General features: G+C 71.6%; 16 protein-coding genes and 1 pseudogene. 13 read left to right on the forward strand and 4 right to left on the reverse strand.

From position 1 onward, the window contains the following. Positions 1 to 191: 191 nt before the first annotated feature. The 10 genes from EJ357_RS02260 to tgmB all read left to right on the forward strand — a co-directional run bounded on the left by EJ357_RS02260 (position 192) and on the right by tgmB (position 13,114). Positions 192 to 2,717 carry a SpoIIE family protein phosphatase gene (locus EJ357_RS02260; protein WP_126388082.1) on the forward strand — a complete coding sequence of 842 codons (2,526 nt, stop codon included), beginning with the start codon at positions 192 to 194 and terminating at the stop codon, positions 2,715 to 2,717. A 277-nt stretch (positions 2,718 to 2,994) separates the two neighbouring features. Then, positions 2,995 to 5,682: a SpoIIE family protein phosphatase gene (locus EJ357_RS02265; RefSeq protein WP_407698461.1), complete on the forward strand. Its 2,688-nt coding sequence runs from the start codon at positions 2,995 to 2,997 to the stop codon at positions 5,680 to 5,682. Between the two features lie 133 nt (positions 5,683 to 5,815). After that, positions 5,816 to 6,634 (forward strand): chitosanase, encoded by an 819-nt coding sequence (locus EJ357_RS02270; RefSeq protein WP_126388084.1) that lies wholly within the window; start codon positions 5,816 to 5,818, stop codon positions 6,632 to 6,634. A 192-nt stretch (positions 6,635 to 6,826) separates the two neighbouring features. Further along, entirely contained in the window at positions 6,827 to 8,191 is a 1,365-nt protein-coding gene (locus EJ357_RS02275) for an FAD-dependent oxidoreductase (RefSeq protein ID WP_126388086.1), read from the forward strand. 95 nt (positions 8,192 to 8,286) lie between these two features. Further along, positions 8,287 to 9,252, forward strand: a complete 966-nt coding sequence (locus EJ357_RS02280; RefSeq protein ID WP_126388088.1) for a DUF1152 domain-containing protein — start codon at positions 8,287 to 8,289, stop codon at positions 9,250 to 9,252. Positions 9,253 to 9,353: 101 nt separating this feature from the next. After that, positions 9,354 to 9,848, forward strand: coding sequence for a lamin tail domain-containing protein (locus tag EJ357_RS02285; RefSeq protein ID WP_126388090.1), 495 nt, complete (start codon positions 9,354 to 9,356; stop codon positions 9,846 to 9,848). A 217-nt stretch (positions 9,849 to 10,065) separates the two neighbouring features. Next, positions 10,066 to 11,229, forward strand: coding sequence for a hypothetical protein (locus EJ357_RS02290; protein WP_126388092.1), 1,164 nt, complete (start codon positions 10,066 to 10,068; stop codon positions 11,227 to 11,229). Between the two features lie 287 nt (positions 11,230 to 11,516). Continuing rightward, a complete protein-coding gene (locus EJ357_RS02295; RefSeq protein ID WP_175647282.1) occupies positions 11,517 to 11,813 on the forward strand; it encodes a DUF1232 domain-containing protein in 297 nt (98 codons plus the stop codon). Positions 11,814 to 11,931: 118 nt separating this feature from the next. Beyond that, the gene (tgmA, locus tag EJ357_RS02300; RefSeq protein WP_126388094.1) at positions 11,932 to 12,123 is read left to right on the forward strand and encodes a putative ATP-grasp-modified RiPP; all 192 of its coding nucleotides are present in this window, start codon (positions 11,932 to 11,934) and stop codon (positions 12,121 to 12,123) included. 16 nt (positions 12,124 to 12,139) lie between these two features. Continuing rightward, a complete protein-coding gene (tgmB, locus tag EJ357_RS02305; protein ID WP_126388096.1) occupies positions 12,140 to 13,114 on the forward strand; it encodes an ATP-grasp ribosomal peptide maturase in 975 nt (324 codons plus the stop codon). A 6-nt stretch (positions 13,115 to 13,120) separates the two neighbouring features. On the opposite strand, the gene EJ357_RS02310 is transcribed toward tgmB, so the two are convergent. Next, positions 13,121 to 13,336, reverse strand: a complete 216-nt coding sequence (locus EJ357_RS02310) for a hypothetical protein (RefSeq protein ID WP_126388098.1) — start codon at positions 13,334 to 13,336, stop codon at positions 13,121 to 13,123. Positions 13,337 to 13,487: 151 nt separating this feature from the next. Further along, the gene (locus EJ357_RS02315; RefSeq protein ID WP_126388100.1) at positions 13,488 to 13,949 is read right to left on the reverse strand and encodes a DUF2269 family protein; all 462 of its coding nucleotides are present in this window, start codon (positions 13,947 to 13,949) and stop codon (positions 13,488 to 13,490) included. A 168-nt stretch (positions 13,950 to 14,117) separates the two neighbouring features. Here EJ357_RS02315 and EJ357_RS02320 point away from each other — a divergent pair, with 168 nt between their 5' ends. Further along, positions 14,118 to 15,080 (forward strand): GlxA family transcriptional regulator, encoded by a 963-nt coding sequence (locus EJ357_RS02320; protein WP_126388102.1) that lies wholly within the window; start codon positions 14,118 to 14,120, stop codon positions 15,078 to 15,080. Between the two features lie 109 nt (positions 15,081 to 15,189). After that, positions 15,190 to 15,537 carry a hypothetical protein gene (locus EJ357_RS02325; protein ID WP_126388104.1) on the forward strand — a complete coding sequence of 116 codons (348 nt, stop codon included), beginning with the start codon at positions 15,190 to 15,192 and terminating at the stop codon, positions 15,535 to 15,537. 203 nt (positions 15,538 to 15,740) lie between these two features. Here the strand turns inward: EJ357_RS02325 and EJ357_RS02335 are convergent. Together EJ357_RS02335 and EJ357_RS02340 are read right to left on the reverse strand one after the other, a co-directional pair. Beyond that, positions 15,741 to 16,304, reverse strand: a pseudogene (locus tag EJ357_RS02335) (ABC transporter transmembrane domain-containing protein); the annotation flags it as partial. Continuing rightward, a complete protein-coding gene (locus tag EJ357_RS02340) occupies positions 16,301 to 17,158 on the reverse strand; it encodes an aldo/keto reductase (protein WP_126388106.1) in 858 nt (285 codons plus the stop codon). The gene EJ357_RS02340 and the pseudogene EJ357_RS02335, both read right to left, overlap by 4 nt. Positions 17,159 to 17,470: 312 nt before the next feature. On the opposite strand from EJ357_RS02340, the gene EJ357_RS02345 reads away from it, so the two are divergent. Further along, on the forward strand, positions 17,471 to 18,358 hold the full coding sequence (locus EJ357_RS02345) for a Gfo/Idh/MocA family protein (protein WP_126388108.1): 888 nt from the start codon (positions 17,471 to 17,473) through the stop codon (positions 18,356 to 18,358). Positions 18,359 to 18,385 lie beyond the last annotated feature (27 nt).

Genomic DNA, 18,385 nt, shown 5'->3' on the forward strand with positions numbered 1-18,385 from the left:
GGGCTGCCGCGCGGTTGCGGGTTTCCGGTACATCCGGTCGAGGCCGGTGGCATGGCCCCGGCGGCGCCCGGACCCCTGTTTCACTCCGGTCCCGCAGACCCCTGGTCAAGCCGCCCAGGTGCGGGCAAGGTGCGTCGTGGCGCATTCTTGCTGTGTCGCACGCGTGAGGGCGTACGAACGAGGTAGGGCCGATGACTGGGAGCGCCGAAGGCGCAGAGCGGACGTCCGGCAGGCTGGCGGCGTTGCTGATCGATGCCTCGGCGGAGGCGATCAGCGCGGCCGGTGGCCACGCGGGTGGGGTCTATCTGCGCTCAAGCACGCCCGGACTGCTGCGTCTGGCAGTCCTGGAGGGGTTGCCGGGGCCGTTGTTCCGGCCGTGGTGGCGGCTGCACGTGGACCGGCCGTTCCCCGTCGCGGACGCCTACCGGCTCGGCGTCGAGGTGGCGCTGCCGAACGCGACGGAGACGATGCGCCGCTATCCGCAGTTCGCGGCCGGCCTGCCGTTCCAGTTCGGCTCCCTGCACGTGCCCGTCATGCGCGGCTCCACCGTCTTCGGAGTACTCACCGTGCTGCGGCCCTCGGCGTCGGACGCCACGGAGCTGCTGCCCGTGCGCGAGCGCATGGCGCACCTGGCCGAGGAGCTGGGGATGGCGCTGGAGAAGCTGGAGGACGGGGACGCGTCGGCGGCGTCCTGGGATGCCGGGCCGGTGTGTGTACGCCCGCCCGCCGGCCGTTCGCCCTCGGGGCGCCTGGGCCGGTTCGCGTGGGATCCGCAGACGGACGTCGTGACGGCGGACGAGCGGCTGAACCTCGTACTGGGCCGGGCCGCGGAGGAGGCCGACGGCACCGCGGAGGCGTTCGCGCGGGATGTCGCGCCGGGTGACGCGGAGCGGATCCTGGCGGCTCTGCGGGAGGCGGCCGGAGGCCGGCCACCGGCGCTGCCGCTGTACGCGCGCTCGGCGGACGGGACGCTGCGGCTCGTCGAGGTCTGGGGGCCGTACGACGACCCGGCGCGCTCCGGGGTGCGGGGCGTGCGCGGTGTCGTCCTCGACCCGGGGCCGGGCACGGTGGCGGACGCGGCGGCCGATCTGCTGCCGGACGGGGTGTTCTGCCTGGACCGGGTGGGAACGGTCGTCTACGCGAATCCGCGGGCGGCGGCGCTGCTGCGCCGGCCGCGTACCGAGCTGCTGGGGCGGCCGCTGTGGGAGGGGGTGCCGTGGCTGAACCAGCCCGCCGTCGAGGATCATCTGCGCGGAGCGCTGCTGTCTCCGGATCCGGTGCACTTCCACATCCGCAGACCGTCCGCCCACGGGCGTGAGACCGCCGCCCGCCCGTTCGGCGGCGACTGGCTCGCCGTTTCCCTCTACCCCGGCCCGGACCTGCTGACCTGCACGCTCCGCCCGGGACACCGGATGACCGACAGCCCGTCCGGTCCGCCGGAGGCGCACGGCACGCCGGAGACGGCCGGTACGCCGTCGCTGGCTCCCCTGTACCGCCCCATCGTCCTCGCCATCGCGCTGACGGAGGCGGTCACGGCACGGCAGGTGTCCGCCGTGGTGATGCGGGAGCTGCTGCCCGCGTTCGGCGGTCGGCGGCTGGCCATCTACCTGCTGCAGGAGCGGCATCTGTTCCTGGCCTGGGAGGCGGGCTTCCCCAAAGGGTTCCTCGCCCCGTTCGACGGTGTGGGCCTGGACGAGCGGCTGCCCGGGGTCGAGACGCTGACCAGTGGGCGCCCGCTGTTCTTCGACTCGATGCAGGACCTCGCCGACGCCTACCCGGGCATCGCCCTGGACGCGACGGAGGGCGCCCGCGCCTTCCTCCCGCTGATCGCCTCCGGGCGCCCCGTCGGCTCCTGCATCCTCGGCTTCGACCGTCCGCGCAGCTTCAGCACCGAGGAACGCACGGTGCTGACCGCGATGGCGGGGCTGATCGCGCACGCCATGGAGAAGGCGCGGCGCTACGAGAGCGAGGCGGCGCTGGCCCGCGGGCTGCAGCAGGCGCTGCTGCCGCGGCGGCTGTCGCAGCACCCGCTGCTGGAGACCGCCGGACGCTATCTGCCCGGCACCCAGGGCATGGAGGTGGGCGGGGACTGGTACGACGTCATCGCCGCCGGCGACGGGATCGCCCTGGTGATCGGCGATGTGCAGGGGCACGGGGTGCAGGCCGCGGCGACCATGGGGCAGCTGCGCACCGCGGTGCGGGCCTTCGCCTTCGGGGACCGGCCGCCCGACGAGGTCATGAGCGGCACCAACAGGCTGCTCATCGACCTCGACTCCGGACTGTTCGCGAGCTGCTGCTACATCCGCCTGGATCCCGTGACCGGCGTCGCGCGGGCGGCCGTGGCCGGGCACCCGCGGCCGCTGCTGCGCCGCCCGGACGGCCGTACCCATGTCATCGACCTGCCCGGCGGTGTGGTGCTCGGCGTGGATCCCCTGGCCCTCTACCCGGTGACGGAGCTGCGGATGGAGCCCGGTGCCGTGCTGGCGCTGTACACGGACGGGCTGGTCGAGCGGCCCGGTGTCGACATCGACGAGGGGATCAGCGCGCTGCGGGTGGCGCTGGCCCGGGCCGGCGCCCCGGCCGCGCGCGGGGGCGGGCGCGCGCTGGGCGGGGTCGCCGACAGGCTCACCGCGAAGGCCCGGCACACGGCGGACCGCCCCGACGACATCGCGCTGCTGCTGGCCACGCGGCGGATCGCCCCGCTGCGCCGGAAGTGAGGGCGCGCGGGCCTCGCCACAGCCGCGCTCCGGCGGTGCCCGCGTCCGCGTATCCCTGTGACGGGGACGGGAGTTGCCCGGATTCGGTGTATCGCTCCCGTGATCATCCTGTGTGCGGGCGAGCGGGTCCTGTCACGTTCCGTGACGTCTCTCGCCTCCTGGGGCCCGGCAGTGTAGACATGGGCACATGGTCCGACTATTGGGTCGATCCGGGGCCCGGTCGGCCCGTCGTCCCAGCGGTCTGAGCGCACCCGGTGCGCCCGACCGCGTCTTTGGGATGCCCGAACGGGGAACGCCGCCCGACACGCACGAGGAGGAGCCGCGCAAGGGCCGGTTCTCCCGGTTGCGGTCGGCCGTGGGCGGGCGCAGCGTCGCCGGACAGGTGTTCCTGCTCCAGGTGGTGATCGTGCTGCTGCTGGTCGTCGCCGCCGTGGTGGCCCTGGTGCTGCAGGTGCGGTACGACACCACGCAGGAGGCCCGGCATCGTTCGGTGGCGGTCGCCGAGGCGTTCGCGAACGCGCCGGGCACCCGTGAGGCGCTGGAGAGCCCGGATCCCACCGCCGTGCTGCAACCGCGGGCCGAGGCGGCGCGCGAGGCGACGGGCGTGGACTTCATCGTCGTCATGAACACCGACGGCGTCCGCTACACCCATCCCAAGCCGGACCGCATCGGGAAGACGTTCGTCGGGAACATCGAACCCGCGCTGGCCGGGGGCGTCGTGGTCGAGGAGATCACGGGCACCATCGGGCCGCTGGTGCAGGCGGTGGTGCCCATCAAGGACCCGGACGGGAAGGTCGTCGGGCTGGTGTCGGCCGGCGTGACGAAGGCGACCGTGGGCGGTACCGCGGACCGTCAGCTGCCGCTCCTGCTGACCGCGGCGGCGGTGGCGCTCGCCCTGTCCACGGCGGGCACCGCGCTGGTCAGCAAGCGGCTGCTGCGGCAGACGCACGGCCTGGGCCCGCACGAGATGACCCGCATGTACGAGCACCACGACGCCGTGCTGCACGCCGTCCGGGAGGGCGTGATCATCGTCGGCGGCGAGGGGAAGCTGCTGCTCGCCAACGACGAGGCGCACCGCCTGCTGGACCTGCCCGAGAACGCGGAGGGGCGCCGGGTCCTCGACCTCGGTCTCGCCTCGGACACCGCCGAGCTGCTGGACTCCGGCCGGATGGCCACGGACGAGGTGCACCTGGTGGCGGACCGGCTGCTGGCGGTCAACCAGCGGCCCACCTACCTCCGGGGCCGGCCGTCCGGCAGTGTCGCCACGCTGCGCGACTCCACGGAGCTGCGGGCCCTGTCCGGCCGGGCCGAGGAGGCCCGCGAGCGCCTGAACATGCTGTACGACGCCGGGGTGGGCATCGGCACCAGCCTCGACGTCACCCGCACCGCCGAGGAGCTGGCGGAACTCGCGGTGCCGCGGTTCGCGGACTTCGCCACCGTCGACCTGTTCGACGCCGTGCTCGGGGGCGGTCAGCCGGAGGCGGTGACACTGCTGCGGCGCACGGCGTTCAGCGGGATACGCAAGGACGCGCCGCTGTATCCGGTGGGCGAGCAGATCCGTTTCGTCGACTCCTCGCCGCAGGCCCGCGCGCTCAGCGACGGGCACGCCGTCGTCGAGCCGCGGCTGCAGGCGGCGCCAGGGTGGCGGGCCCAGGATCTGGAGCGGTCGGCGCAGGTGGTGGAGTTCGGCATCCACTCGCTGATCGCGGTGCCGCTCAGGGCGGGTGCCCTGGTGCTGGGTGTGGTCAGCTTCTGGCGGTCGCAGAAGGGCGAGCCGTTCGACGGCGAGGAGGTCGCGCTCGCCGAGGAGCTGGTCGCCCGGGCCGCGGTGTCCATCGACAACGCCCGCCGGTACACCCGCGAGCACAGCATGGCGGTGACCCTGCAGCGCAGCCTGCTGCCCCGCAGTCTGCCCGAGCAGAACGCCCTGGACATCGCCTACCGGTACCTGCCGGCGCAGGCCGGCGTGGGCGGCGACTGGTTCGACGTGCTGCCGCTGTCCGGGGCCCGGGTGGCGCTGGTGGTGGGGGACGTGGTGGGCCACGGGCTGCACGCGGCGGCCACCATGGGCCGGCTGCGAACGGCCGTGCACAACTTCTCCGCACTGGACCTGCCGCCCGACGAACTGCTCGCGCTCCTCGACGAGCTGGTCGCCCGCATCGACCAGGACGAGGCGCAGGAGGGCGACAGCGCCCCGGTGACCGGCGCGACCTGTCTGTACGCCGTCTACGACCCGGTGTCCCGGCGGTGCACCGTCGCCCGCGCCGGTCATCCGCCGCCGGCGCTGGTGCGCCCGGACGGCACCGTGGAGTTCCCCGACGTGCCCGCCGGTCCCCCGCTGGGCCTGGGCGGGCTGCCGTTCGAGTCGGCCGAGCTGGAGCTCGCGGAGGACAGCCGGCTCGTGCTCTACACGGACGGGCTCGTGGAGGACCGGGAGCACGACATCGACGAGGGCCTGGAGCTGCTGCGCGTCGCGCTGACCCGGGCCGGGCATTCGCCGGAGGAGACCTGCCAGGCCGTGCTGGAGGACAGGCTGCCGGCCCGGCCGAGCGACGACATCGCGCTGCTCGTGGCCCGCACGCGGGCGCTCGGTCCCGCCCAGGTCGCCGAGTGGCAGGTGCCGTCCGACCCGGCGGCCGTCGCCCAGGTGCGCTCCGCGGTGACGCGGACCTTGGAGGAGTGGGGTCTGGAGGAGCTGTCGTTCACCACGGAGCTGATCCTCAGCGAGCTGGTGACCAACGCGATCCGGTACGGCGGCGAGCCCATCCGCGTCCGCATGCTGCGCGACCGCACCCTGATCTGCGAGGTCTTCGACAGCAGCAGCACCTCGCCGCACCTGCGCTACGCGGCCATGACGGACGAGGGCGGGCGTGGCCTGTTCCTGGTCGCGCAGCTCGCCGAGCGCTGGGGCACGCGGTACCTGCCCGCCGGAAAGGTGATCTGGGCGGAGCAGCCGCTGCCGTAGCGGTGCCTGCCTTGTAGATTGGTACGAACCTTTGACGCGACAGGTGTCTCTCGTGAGCCGCGTCTGATAGGAAACCTTCCTATCAGTTCACGTACGGCCAACTCCCCACCCCCCACCATCATTTGGAGCCGCCGTGAAGCACCCCACGCACACGTCGCGCCGCACACTCCTCGCCCTGATCGGCGCGTCCCTGGCATCCGTCCCGCTCATCGGCTCCCCCCGCGCCGCCGCGCTCTGCGCCGCGGTGGGACTCGACGACCCGGCGAAGAAGGAGATCGCCATGAAGCTGGTGTCGAGCGCGGAGAACTCCTCGCTCGACTGGAAGGCCCAGTACAAGTACATCGAGGACATCGGCGACGGCCGCGGCTACACCGCCGGCATCATCGGCTTCTGCTCCGGCACGGGCGACATGCTCGACCTCGTCGAGCTGTACGCCGACCGCCGCCCGGGCAACGTCCTCGCCCCCTACCTGCCGGCCCTGCGCCGGGTCAACGGCACCGACTCGCACGACGGGCTCGACCCGCACTACCCCCGCGACTGGGCGCGGGCCGCGCAGGACCAGGAGTTCCGGCGGGCCCAGGACCACGAGCGCGACCGGGTGTACTTCAACCCGGCCGTGCGACAGGGCAAGACGGACGGGCTGCGCGTCCTCGGCCAGTTCGCGTACTACGACGCCATCGTCATGCACGGCGACGGAGACGACCCCACCAGCTTCCGCAACATCCGCAGGCGCGCCCTGAACCGGGCCCGGCCGCCGGCGCAGGGCGGCGACGAGGTCACCTACCTGCATGCCTTCCTGGACGCGCGGGTGTGGGCCATGAAACAGGAGGAGGCCCACAGCGACACCAGCCGCGTCGACACCGCCCAGCGGGTCTTCCTGCGCAAGGGCAACCTCGACCTCGAAACGCCCCTCGACTGGCAGGTGTACGGGGACAGTTACCACCTCGACTGACCGGCAACCGGGAGCCGGGAAGCGGCGGGGCACGGCCGACCACCTCGGCCGTGCCCCGTGACCGAACCACGGTTTCCAGCCCATAGAATGCGTTTATGAGCTCATAGGCCGGACCCGCGTACCGACTTAGGCTTGCCTTAGTTTAGGCTTCCCGACGAGATCGTTCTGTCGCCGCTCGAAGGGAACCTGATCATGCCCCGCCCCCTGCGGGTAGCCATCGTCGGAGCCGGCCCCGCCGGGATCTACGCCGCCGACGCCCTGCTCAAGTCCGACGTGGCCGCCGACCCCGGTGTGTCCATCGACCTCTTCGAGCGTATGCCGGCGCCGTTCGGACTGATCCGCTACGGCGTCGCCCCCGACCATCCCCGCATCAAGGGCATCATCACGGCCCTCCACCAGGTGCTCGACAAGCCGCAGATCCGCCTCTTCGGCAATGTCGACTACCCGAACGACATCAGCCTGGACGACCTGCGCGCGTTCTACGACGCGGTGATCTTCTCCACGGGCGCGACGGCCGACCGCGAGCTGCGCATACCCGGCATCGACCTCGACGGCTCGTACGGCGCGGCCGACTTCGTCTCCTGGTACGACGGCCACCCGGACGTGCCGCGCACCTGGCCGCTGGAGGCCGAGAAGGTCGCCGTCCTCGGCGTCGGCAACGTCGCCCTGGACGTCGCCCGCGTCCTGGCCAAGACGGCGGACGAGCTGCTGCCCACGGAGATCCCGCCGAACGTGTACGAGGGCCTGAAGGCCAACAAGGCGCTGGAGATCCACGTCTTCGGCCGCCGTGGCCCGGCGCAGGCGAAGTTCTCCCCGATGGAGCTGCGGGAGCTGGACCACTCCCCCAACATCGAGGTCATCGTCGACCCCGAGGACATCGACTACGACGAGGGCTCGATCGAGACCCGGCGCGGCAACAAGCAGGCCGACATGGTCGCCAAGACCCTGGAGAACTGGGCGATCCGCGACGTCGGCGACCGGCAGCACAAGCTGTTCCTGCACTTCTTCGAGTCGCCCTCGGAGATCCTCGGCGAGGACGGCAAGGTCGTCGGCCTGCGCACCGAGCGCACCGCCCTCGACGGCACCGGCAACGTCAAGGGCACCGGCGAGTTCAAGGACTGGGACGTCACGGCGATCTACCGTGCCGTCGGCTACCTCTCCGACAAACTCCCCAAGCTGCCCTGGGACATCGACTCCGGCACCGTCCCGGACGAGGGCGGCCGGGTCGTCCAGGAGTCCGGCGAGCACCTGCAGTCGACGTACGTCACCGGCTGGATCCGCCGCGGCCCGGTCGGTCTGATCGGCCACACCAAGGGCGACGCCAACGAGACGGTGTCGAACCTGCTGGACGACTTCGCGAACGGCCGTCTGCAGACGCCGGGTTCGCCCGAGCCCGAGGCCGTGGAGGCGTTCCTCGCCGAGCGCGAGATCCGCTTCACCACCTGGGAGGGCTGGTACAAGCTCGACGCCGCCGAGAAGGCGCTGGGCGAGCCGCAGGGCCGTGAGCGCGTGAAGATCGTCGAGCGCGAGGACATGCTGCGGGAGAGCGGCGCGTAACTCACCGACGCGGACCGGGAGGGCCGGGGGTTCGATCCACCGGCCCTCCCGGAATTCGCGCGCTCGGGGTGATCACCGCCTGTTAGCGTCCCCCGGTGTTCTCACTCCTCGAACCTCCTTTCTTCACGCGGCTGCGCACTGCGCGGCGGGTGCTCGTCGTCGGCGCCGGCGGCGGTTTCGACATCTACGCCGGTGTCCCGCTGGCCCTCGCGCTGCGAGCGGCCGGCAAAGAGGTCCACCTCGCCAATCTGTCCTTCGCGGACCTGTACGGGCTGGACCTCGACGTATGGGTGGACCACGACGTCGCGGCGATACGCCCGGACACCGCGGCCCGCGGTGACTACTTCCCCGAGCGCACACTCGCCCAGTGGCTCCGCCGGCAGGACCTGCCCGACACCGTCTACGCGTTCGCCCGCACGGGCGTCCGGCCGCTCAGGGCCGCCTATCGCGCGCTGCTGGACCACTTGGGCGGCGTGGACGCCATCGTGCTGGTCGACGGCGGCACCGACATCCTGATGCGCGGCGACGAACACGGGCTGGGCACGCCCGAGGAGGACATGGCGAGCCTGGCCGCCGTGGCCGGGCTCGACGGGGTTCCGGTGCGGCTGGTGGCGTGCCTCGGCTTCGGGGTGGACGCCTATCACGGGGTCAGCCACTCCCTGGTGCTGGAGAACCTCGCCGCGCTGGACCGCGAGGGCGGCTACCTCGGTGCCTTCTCGTTGCCGCGCGACAGCCGCGAGGCGGTCCTCTACCTCGACGCGGTGGAGCACGCCCAGCGGTGCACGGCCAGTCATCCGAGCATCGTGCAGGGTTCCGTCGCCGCAGCCGTACGCGGCGACTTCGGCGACGTCCGGTTCACGGAGCGGACCAAGGACGGCGAGTTGTTCGTCAATCCCCTCATGGCCCTGTACTTCTGCGTCGACGCACCCGTCCTCGCCCGCCGCAACCTCTATCTGGACCGGCTGGAGAACACCACGCTGATGCGCCAGATCAGCTCGGTCATCGCGGAGTTCCGCGACGAACTCGACCACCAGCGGCCACCTCGGGCCTACCCGCACTGAAGTACCGGCGTCTCGCCTTCCGGTGAAGTCGGTACAGCTCTCGCGATGGCTGTATACACTCCTGATCTTCACGGAAGCTCCACACAGGGGGGTAATTCTCCATGCGCATACGCCTTGTCGTCACAACTGCCGTCGCCGCCGGCACGCTCGCCGCACTGTCCGCCGTACCGGCCGAGGCCACCGAGTACTCGTCCGCGCTGAAGATCAAGGGCATCCAGTACGACGCGCCCGGCAGCGACTCCAACAGCTGCTCCACCGGCAACACCGACGAGGAGTACCTGACGATCAAGAACTACTCGTCCGGTACCACGGTCAACCTCAAGGGCTACGTCGTGAAGGACAAGGCCGGCAACCGCTTCACCTTCACCGCGAACCACTACCTGCAGCCCGGCGACTACGTGAAGCTCCGGGGCGGCAACGGGACCGACTCCGACTCGCGCAACGTCGTCTACCGCGACAACTGCAACTTCATGTGGAACAACGACAAGGACTCGATCTACCTGTACAAGCCCTCGGGCGCCGGCGCGGACTCGCACTCCTACACCAGGAGCGGGAACGACCCGGACCGCAACGGCTACATCACCTACCACGGCTGAGCCTGCGGTGAGGTGTGAGCAGGACCCGCCCCAATGCGGATGGTGGGCGGGGCCTGCTCACCGGGCCATTGTCATGAACGGGCGTGGTGCGGGCCACGAGTGAGCGGCAGTCGGGCTGTGCGGACGGCACACACCCCGTGTGCGCACCCCGGTCGGTCGACCATCACCTGTGGCGGCCATACTGGTACAAGTACGCACCCAGCCCACAGATGGACCCATGCCCAGCTCCTCCAGCGCCCGCCCCACGCCCCCGCCCTCGCTGTGGTTGGCCCGTGGCCGCCACCTCGGATCCGCCGCGCAGGACGTCCTCCGGGTCAGTCTGCGGCAGCTCAAGGACAGCGGGGCCATAGACGACTTCCTGGAGGTGCCCGAGACCGAGGGCGCCCAGGAGTGGATCTTCGAGGCCCGCTGGCGGGTCGCCGAGTCCGTGACCGTGCGAGCCCGGCTGACCGTCGAACACGACTCCGGCGGCGGTCAGAGTTGGGTGCTGGCCGCGGAGGCGGAGGCCCCGTGGGACCCGCGGTGGCCCTCGCCGGCCGCCAAGTTCTGGCCGCAGGAGCCGGACGCAACCTGGGACCACGACGCGGTCACGGGCCTGCGCCTGCGGGACATCAACCCGCTGCCCGCGGACGACAAGGACGTACGGCGCGTGCTGCGGGACTCCGTGCGCGACGGCTGGAGCATCCATGTCGTCGTCCACGAGGCCATGTCGACGGACGAGCGCGGCCGCGTCCCCCTGGCCGGGATGCTGCCGCCGGGCCTGCGGCACCGGGTCGTCGAGCACCGGGCGGCGCCGAGCCAGCTGCGCGTCGTCAACTGGGCGCTGCGGGACGCCGGCGTCGAGGTGCCGCGCGGGGGTGCCGTGGTGCTGCCCGGGACTCCGGCGCCGTCCGACTACGGCGTGGACGACTTCGCCGTACGCAGTGTCTTCCTCGACGGCTCGGAGCCCGCCGAACTCATCCATGCCGTGACGCGCTTCGCCGCGCTGCCCAGGCCCCTGCCGGACGGCGCCGAGGAGGCCGTCACCGCCCTGCGGGAGGACTGGCGGCTGCTGACGCTCGAGGAGGAGCTCGCCCGTGAGCGCAGGCTGGTGAAGATGTACGCCGACGCGCTGGAGGCCATGACGAAGTCCCGCGACCTGTACCGGGAGGCGGCCGAGCAGGCGCACGCGGCGCTGGTCGCCTCCCGGGAGTCCGCCGACCTCGCGCCCGACACGCGGCCCCAGCCGCACGCCGGCCCGTCGGCGTCCCCGCTGCAGCAGCTGACCCGGACCTTCGAGCGGCTCAAGGGCTCGGCCCGCTCCCGCCGGACCGCCTCGGACGCGGACGCCGCCCAGGAGGCCAGGGCCGTCGAGGAGCAGCCGGAGACGTCGGACCGCTAGCGGGGGCACGAGAAGCACGGGAACCGGCTGCGGGCGCGTGCGCGCGGGTGCGTACGACGGCTGCGAAGGAGTCGTACGCACTGTGTACTGCGTCGGGCGGGTGCGCTCCGGTGCGGGGACGAACGGGCCACGTGCCTGACCTGGCAGGTGTCCGGACCGATTGTGCGTCTTCCCTCCTGACGGGTGAAGCGCTGCGCCAGGTGACGGCCGTCATGCAATGCGCACGCCACAACCGGGAATCCGTCCAGCAGTGCGTTGGGTGCGCACCGAGGGCTGAAGGAGGGTCCGTGGATTCGACCACGACACTGATCGTCGCCGCCGTGGCCCTCGCGGCCGTCCTGCTCGCCGTGGCCGTCGGGGTGCTGGTGCGGCTCGTGCGCACACGGCGCAGTCTGCGGCGCGCCGGGCTGCCGACCGGACCGCGATGGGTGTTCTGGGGCGCTCTCCTCTATTTCGTGCTGCCGGCCGATCTGGTGCCCGATCCGGTGTATCTGGACGACATCGGCGTGCTCCTGCTGGCACTGCGTACCCTGCGCCGTTCTCCCGATACCGGGCGGCCCGACCCCCTTGACTACGGAAAGTAAGGAAACCAACCACTCGTTCGATTCGTTTAAGTAAGTGGAAACCAAAGGGCGTCGACGGACCGAGGGGCGGCGCCGGGTGACCAAGCTCGTTCGGAGCAGCACCTGTGAGGGAGAGACGATGCAACCGTTCGCGCTCAACTATGCACGGCCGGCAGCGGAGTTGGAGGTCACCGCTCCGTACGTCTACGACTCCGGGCTGCAGTTGAACGTGCTCCGTGACGGGCGGATAGCCGCCAGTGATCATGGGCTGTTGCGAGAGCTCGGGACGACTACGTCCACGGCCGGCTCGAAGACTCACTTCGACGACTGAACACAGGTCGGCGACGATGACCGTCTTGATTCTGACCAGCGAAGAAGACGTGACGGCGGACATGGTGGTCGTGCACCTGAACGCCACGGGCGTCCCGGTGGTCCGCCTCGATCCCGCCGACCTGACCGGCGGGGTCGCGCTGTCGGGCGAGTTCGTGCACGGTGCCTTCCGCGGGCATCTGTCGGCCGCCGGACGGCTGGTGAGCATCGGCGGGCTGCGGTCCGTCTGGATGCGCAGGCCGGGGACCCCGGCAGCGCGCGCGGCCGCGCCGTCCGCCTGGCTCGCGGAGGAGGCCGGGCAGGCGCTGTACGGCATGCTGCGGGGCTGTGACGCGCGCTGGATGAACCATCCCGACGCGGCCCGCCGGGCCCGTTACAAGCCCTGGCAGTTGCGTCTGGCCCAGCGCTGCGGCCTGCCTGTGCCGGCCACCTTGATCACGACGTTTCCCCAGGCCGCCAGAGAGTTCGCCGCGCGGTATCCGGATCTGGTGGTCAAGCCGGTGTCCGGCGCGCATCCGCAGGATCCGCCCCGGGCGGTGCCGACCAGCAGGGTGGCTCCGGACGCGGACTTCTCCGCCGTCGCCTTCGGCCCCACCCTGCTACAACGGCGCGTCGCCAAGCGGGCCGACATACGTCTGACCGCGGTGGGCGAGCGGCTGCTGGCCGCCCGCAAGGCGACCGGCGCCGAGGCCGAGGTGGACGTCCGCTTCGCCGAGTCCGCGACGCCGTGGCGTCCCGTCGAGGTCGCGCCACGGGTCGCCGAGGCCGTCCGCGCCTATCTGCGGGACGCCGAACTCGCCTACGGCGCCTTCGACTTCGTCGAGGACGCCGACGGGACGTGGTGGTTCCTGGAGTGCAACCAGTCAGGTCAGTTCGGGTTCGTCGAGGTGGACACGGGCCAGCCGATCGCCCGCACCATCGCCGAGTGGCTCGCCCGGCCCGTCGCCGGGCAGGAGGCGCACGTCAACGGGGTGAGCGCGAAGGCCACATGACCTGGCTCAGAGCTGCCCGGGGCCCGGCGGCAGGGCGCTGCGCTGCCACGTCGGGGCCGGGGGTGCGGGCCGTACGGGAGCGGGTACGGAGCCGCCGGACAGCAGCGGCTGCATGGCGAACTCGACTTCGCGGCTGACGCGTTCGGCCTCCCGACGCACCTGGGTGGGGATGTCGCCGCGCTCCGCGATGAGCCGGTCGTAAATGGGGGAATCCTGGAACACCCGTCAACGCGCCTTTCCTGTCGTGGCCCTGTGTGCATTTGGGCACGGCTGTCGAGTCTAGGCGCGGACGCACCCTGAAGTATGAATTCTGCCAGAGCGCTTGACGGGCGCGTACCGAATGCTTCCGGGAAACGGGCCGCCCGTCCCCGGGTCAGGCGCCCGTCGTCGACCCCGGCCGGACGATCATCAGGATGGTGACGGTGGCCCAGAGCAGGTTGAAGATGCCGGTGAACATCGCGAGTTGCACCGTGGCCGCGTGCTCGACGGGCTTCTCGGCGTCCAGTTGCCCCAGGAGTTCCTCCTGGCGGGGCAGGACGAAGGCGACCAGAATTCCGGCGGCCGCGGCGGTCAGGCCGATGGACGTGATGAGCCAGCCGCTGCCGAGGACACCCATCGCCAGGGCTGTGGCCAGGCCGAGGACGGGGACCGAGACACCGATGCCCGCGTAGACGCGGCAGATGCGGTGCAGGAGCCGGACGGTGCCCACCGCCACGGCACCGTCCGCCTCCGGGACGCGGCGCGCCGCCGGCGGGAACATGCTGGCCGCGACGGTGACGGGGCCGACGGCGACGATGGCGGCCAGGACGTGAAGGATGAGCAGGATCTTGGTCACCGGGCCCACGGTAGGGATCTCCCGACTGATCGCACAGCGGCTGAAATGACAGTTTCCAACGGATTCTCGCCACCCCCTGAAATCGGCCCTCGCCTGCCATGTCGGCTTCCGCGCACTCCCCCGACCTGGGCTTCTGTCGCTGGCGGGAACCTGCTTAAAGTGGCGCTCATGCACACCGTGGCGATCCTGGTTCTCGACAACGTGGTGCCGTTCGACATGGCGACGCCCTTCCAGATGTTCGGCTGGACGCGGCTGCCGGACGGCCGCCGTCCCTACCGGGTGCGGCTGTGCGCCGAGTCGCCGGAGGTGCCCACCGAGGGCTTCGCGCTGCGGATCGACCGGGGGCTCGACGGACTGGCGGACGCGGACACGATCATCGTGCCGGGCTGCGACTGGACCGGGGCGCCCTCCCCTGACGTGGTGACGGCCCTGCGGGAGGCGGCGCGAGCCGGAACGCGGATCGCGTCGGTGTGTGTGGGCGCCTTCGTGCTGGCCGAGGCGGGGCTGCTGGACGGGTTGCGCGCCACCACCCACTGGATGGCCACCGACGACCTGGCCCGGCGCTTCCCGCACGTCGAGGTGGAGCCCGACGTGCTGTACGTCGACAACGGGCAGGTCCTCACTTCCGCCGGAGCCGCCGCGGGACTGGACATGTGCCTGCACATGATCCGGCGGGACCTCGGTTCGGCGGTCGCCGCGCACACCGCGCGCATGGCCGTCGTACCGCTGGAACGGGAGGGCGGGCAGGCGCAGTTCATCGTGCACGAGCACCCGCCGGTGCCACGCGGCTCGGCGCTCGAACCCCTCCTGGAGTGGATCGAGGACAACCTGGCCAAGGAGGTCACCCTGGCGGAGATGGCGCAGCGCTCCGGCATGAGCGAGCGCACCCTCAGCCGGCGCTTCCGCGAGCAGACCGGCACCACTCCACTGCAGTGGCTGCTACGGGCGCGGGTGCGGCGGGCCCAGTATCTGCTGGAGAACAGCGACCACCCGATCGAACGGATCGCACGGCAGGCCGGCTTCGGGTCACCGACGGCGTTCCGCGACCGCTTCCGCCGGGTGGTCGGCACGTCCCCGCACGCCTACCGCTCCGCGTTCCAGGGGAAGCCCGCGATTCGCGTCCAGACATAACCGGTGACCCGCCCTGGTCGGTCACGGTGGTAAAAATCACCCGAGTCCCCAACGGGCCGTGCACAGTTGGACAAGGGGTATCGATCCGCCCCAAGGACGGTGTACGCCCATGAACTACTCCAGCCGCTTCCTCTGTGTTCTCTACGTCGCCACGAGCGCGGGGCTCGCCTGGACCACGGTCCTGGCGTTCCGGTACGGCCCCGTGTGGGCCGCCTGCCTGTTCGCCGCCGCCAGTCTCGTGCCGCTCATCGCCGTCGTACGGGAGACCGTGATCGGCGAACAGCGGCGGTGGCTCCTGGAGTTGGTCGCGCGGGCCGGGCGGGCCGGCGACGCCGCCGAGGCGATCGTCCAGGCAGAGCTCGACTCGGCGTGCTGCGAGCGCTGGTGGACGAGCCTCGGCAGCGCGCACGACCTGACCTGCCGGCACGGGATGCCGCACAGCAGCAGCGCCGCCTGAGCGTGCGAGGGTCCGTGGCCGAGAGCCCGCGGTCCTCCTGTGTGCCACCGGACCACTGCCCCGACACGATGCTTCAGACGAAGATCGTTCAGCACTGGGCGACCTTGTACGAACCGGAGAGGCACCCCATGACCAGGCCGCAGGCGACGCGCAGGAAGCGTGCGAACGGGGCGGAGTCACGGCAGCGGATCCTCGACACCACCGTGGGTGCGCAGCCGTGCCCTGAGGCGTGCGACGACCAGGGCCGCGGCCCGGCACGATCACGAGGAAGACGGGCACGAACTCCGGTGTCCGTTCGGCGATGATGACGAGGCCGCCGATGAGCACGATGCCCGCGCCGAGGCCCGTCTCCGCGGTCTGCTGCACCATCTGCTCGACGGTCTCCACGTCACGCACGACCTTGGCCTGCAGCACACCGGCACTGACGCGCGAGCGGTAGCCGATGGAGAGCTGCTGCATACGCGTGCACAGCGCGGAGCGCAGGCTGGTGCCCATCCGGCGGACGCTGCCGTACAGCAGCCGGACGTACAGCACGTGCAGCGGGTAGTTGACCAGCAGGATCAGCATGATGACGCCGGTGCTCAGCCAGAGCCTGCTGATCGGCTGGTGCTGGACGACGGTGTCGATGATGGACGCGGTGATCAGCGGCAGCAGCCAGACCGGGCTGTGCTTGACCGTGAAGGCGCCGGATGCGTGGCAAGCGCTTTCCGATCCCTTCGGGGAAGGACTGCACACGCGGTCGGCCACCGATCCCGAAAGAGTCTCAGACGGCGTCCAGCTCCGCGATCTCCTCGGCGGTGAGCGCAAGCTCGGTCGCGCCCAGCGAGTCCAGGATCGTCTCCGGCCGGCTCGCACCCGGGATCGGCACGACGACCGGCGACTTGGCGAGCATCCACGCCAGGCACACCCGCTGCGGACTCACCCCGTGGGCCTCGGCGACCCGGGCGAACGGGGCGTACGCGGAGCCCAGTTCACGGGCGCGGGAGATACCGCCGAGCGGGCTCCAGGGCAGGAACGCGATACCGAGTTCGTCGCACAGGCGCAGCTCGGGCTCGCTGGACCGGAACGCCGGGGAGAACTGGTTCTGCACGGAGACCAGCCGGCCGCCGAGGATCTCGTTCGCCTCCCGGATCCGGTCCGGGTTCGCGTTGGAGATCCCGGCCATAAGGATCTTGCCCTCGTCGAGCAGGTCGCGCACGGCGCCCACCGACTCGGCGTAGGGCACCCTCGGGTCGGGACGGTGGAACTGGTAGAGCCCGATGGCCTCCACGCCGAGCCGGCGCAGGGATGCCTCGCAGGCCGCCTTGAGGTGGCGGGGGCTGCCGTCCAGCGTCCAACTGCCGTCGCCGGGGCGCAGATGGCCGCCCTTGGTGGCGACCAGGACGTCCTTGCCGCGGTCGTGGGAGGCGAGGGCCTTGGCGATCAGGGTCTCGTTGTGGCCGACCTCGTGCGCGTCCCGGTGGTAGGCGTCAGCGGTGTCGATCAGGGTCACGCCGGCGTCGAGCGCGGCGTGGATCGTGGCGAGGGAACGCGCCTCGTCCGGGCGTCCCTCGATCGACATGGGCATCGCGCCCAGTCCGATCGCGCTGACCTCGACGTCACCGATACGGCGGGTGTGCATGGGCTCGTGACCTCTTTCGCCTGTCGCGCAAGGAACGTTGACGTCCGGTGGGCGACGGTGGATCACGGCCGCCGGACTCACTCAAGCCTGGCCGCCTCCCGGCGGGAGGTCCAATAGAAGATGGAGAACGCATTCAGCGACGGCACCGCTGAATCACCCGTGCCGAAGCCGAATCTCCCCTACTGAGACCGACCGCATGATCCCTTGCGCCGACTCCCGGGAGGTATGACACGCTCACCTCGACCGACGCCGGACCGACCTGCCGCCCCGGCATCGGTTCGCGGACACTTCGGCACAGTGAGAGGCGACGGCATGCGGATAGGACTCCTCGGCACCGGACCGTGGGCCCGGATGGCCTACGCGCCCGCCCTGAGCCGGCACGGCGAGCTGGACTTCGCGGGTGTGTGGGGCCGCCGTACGTCCGCTGCCAAGGAGTTGGCCGACAGCTACGACGTGCCGGCGTACGACGATGTCGACGCGCTGCTCGCCGACGTGGACGCCGTCGCCGTGGCCCTGCCGCCCGCCGTCCAGGCCGACTTGGCGGTACGGGCGGCGCGGGCGGGACGGCATCTGCTCCTGGACAAGCCGCTCGCGCTGACGGTGGCGGACGGACGCGCGGTCGTGGGGGCCGTCGAGGAGTCCGGCGTGGCCTCGGTCGTCTTCTTCACCGCCCGGTTCCAGTCGGAGATCGAGGCGTGGATCACCGAACAGGCGGCTGTGGAGGGCTGGTTCACCGGGCGCGCCCACTGGCTCGGCGCGGTGTTCAGCGATGACGGCAGTCCGTTCGCGGCCTCGCCGTGGCGGCGGGAGAAGGGCGCGCTGTGGGACGTGGGCCCCCATGCACTGTCCGTGCTGCTGCCGGTCCTGGGTGACGCTCAGCGGGTGGCCGCCGCAGCGCACGGCCCCGGCGACACCGTCCATCTGGTCCTCGAGCATGTCAGCGGCGCGTCGAGCACACTGACCCTGAGCCTCACGGCACCGCCCGGGGCGGCGGGGGCGACGGTGGAGCTGCGAGGTGCGGCCGGGGTGAAGCTCCTGCCGGAGAGCTCCGACGGCGCGGTGGCCGCGCTGCTCCGCGCCGGGGACGCGCTGCTGGCCGCCTCGGGCACCGGCCAGGCGCACGCGTGCGACGCGGCCTTCGCTCTGCGGGTCACCGAGATTCTGGCCGCGGCCGAGGACCTGTTGAACGGCGGAGCCTGAGGGGTCGGTCGCCGTCAGGCTCTTGGC

This window comes from Streptomyces cyaneochromogenes (genome assembly GCF_003963535.1).
Taxonomy (GTDB): Bacteria; Actinomycetota; Actinomycetes; order Streptomycetales; family Streptomycetaceae; genus Streptomyces; species Streptomyces shaanxiensis.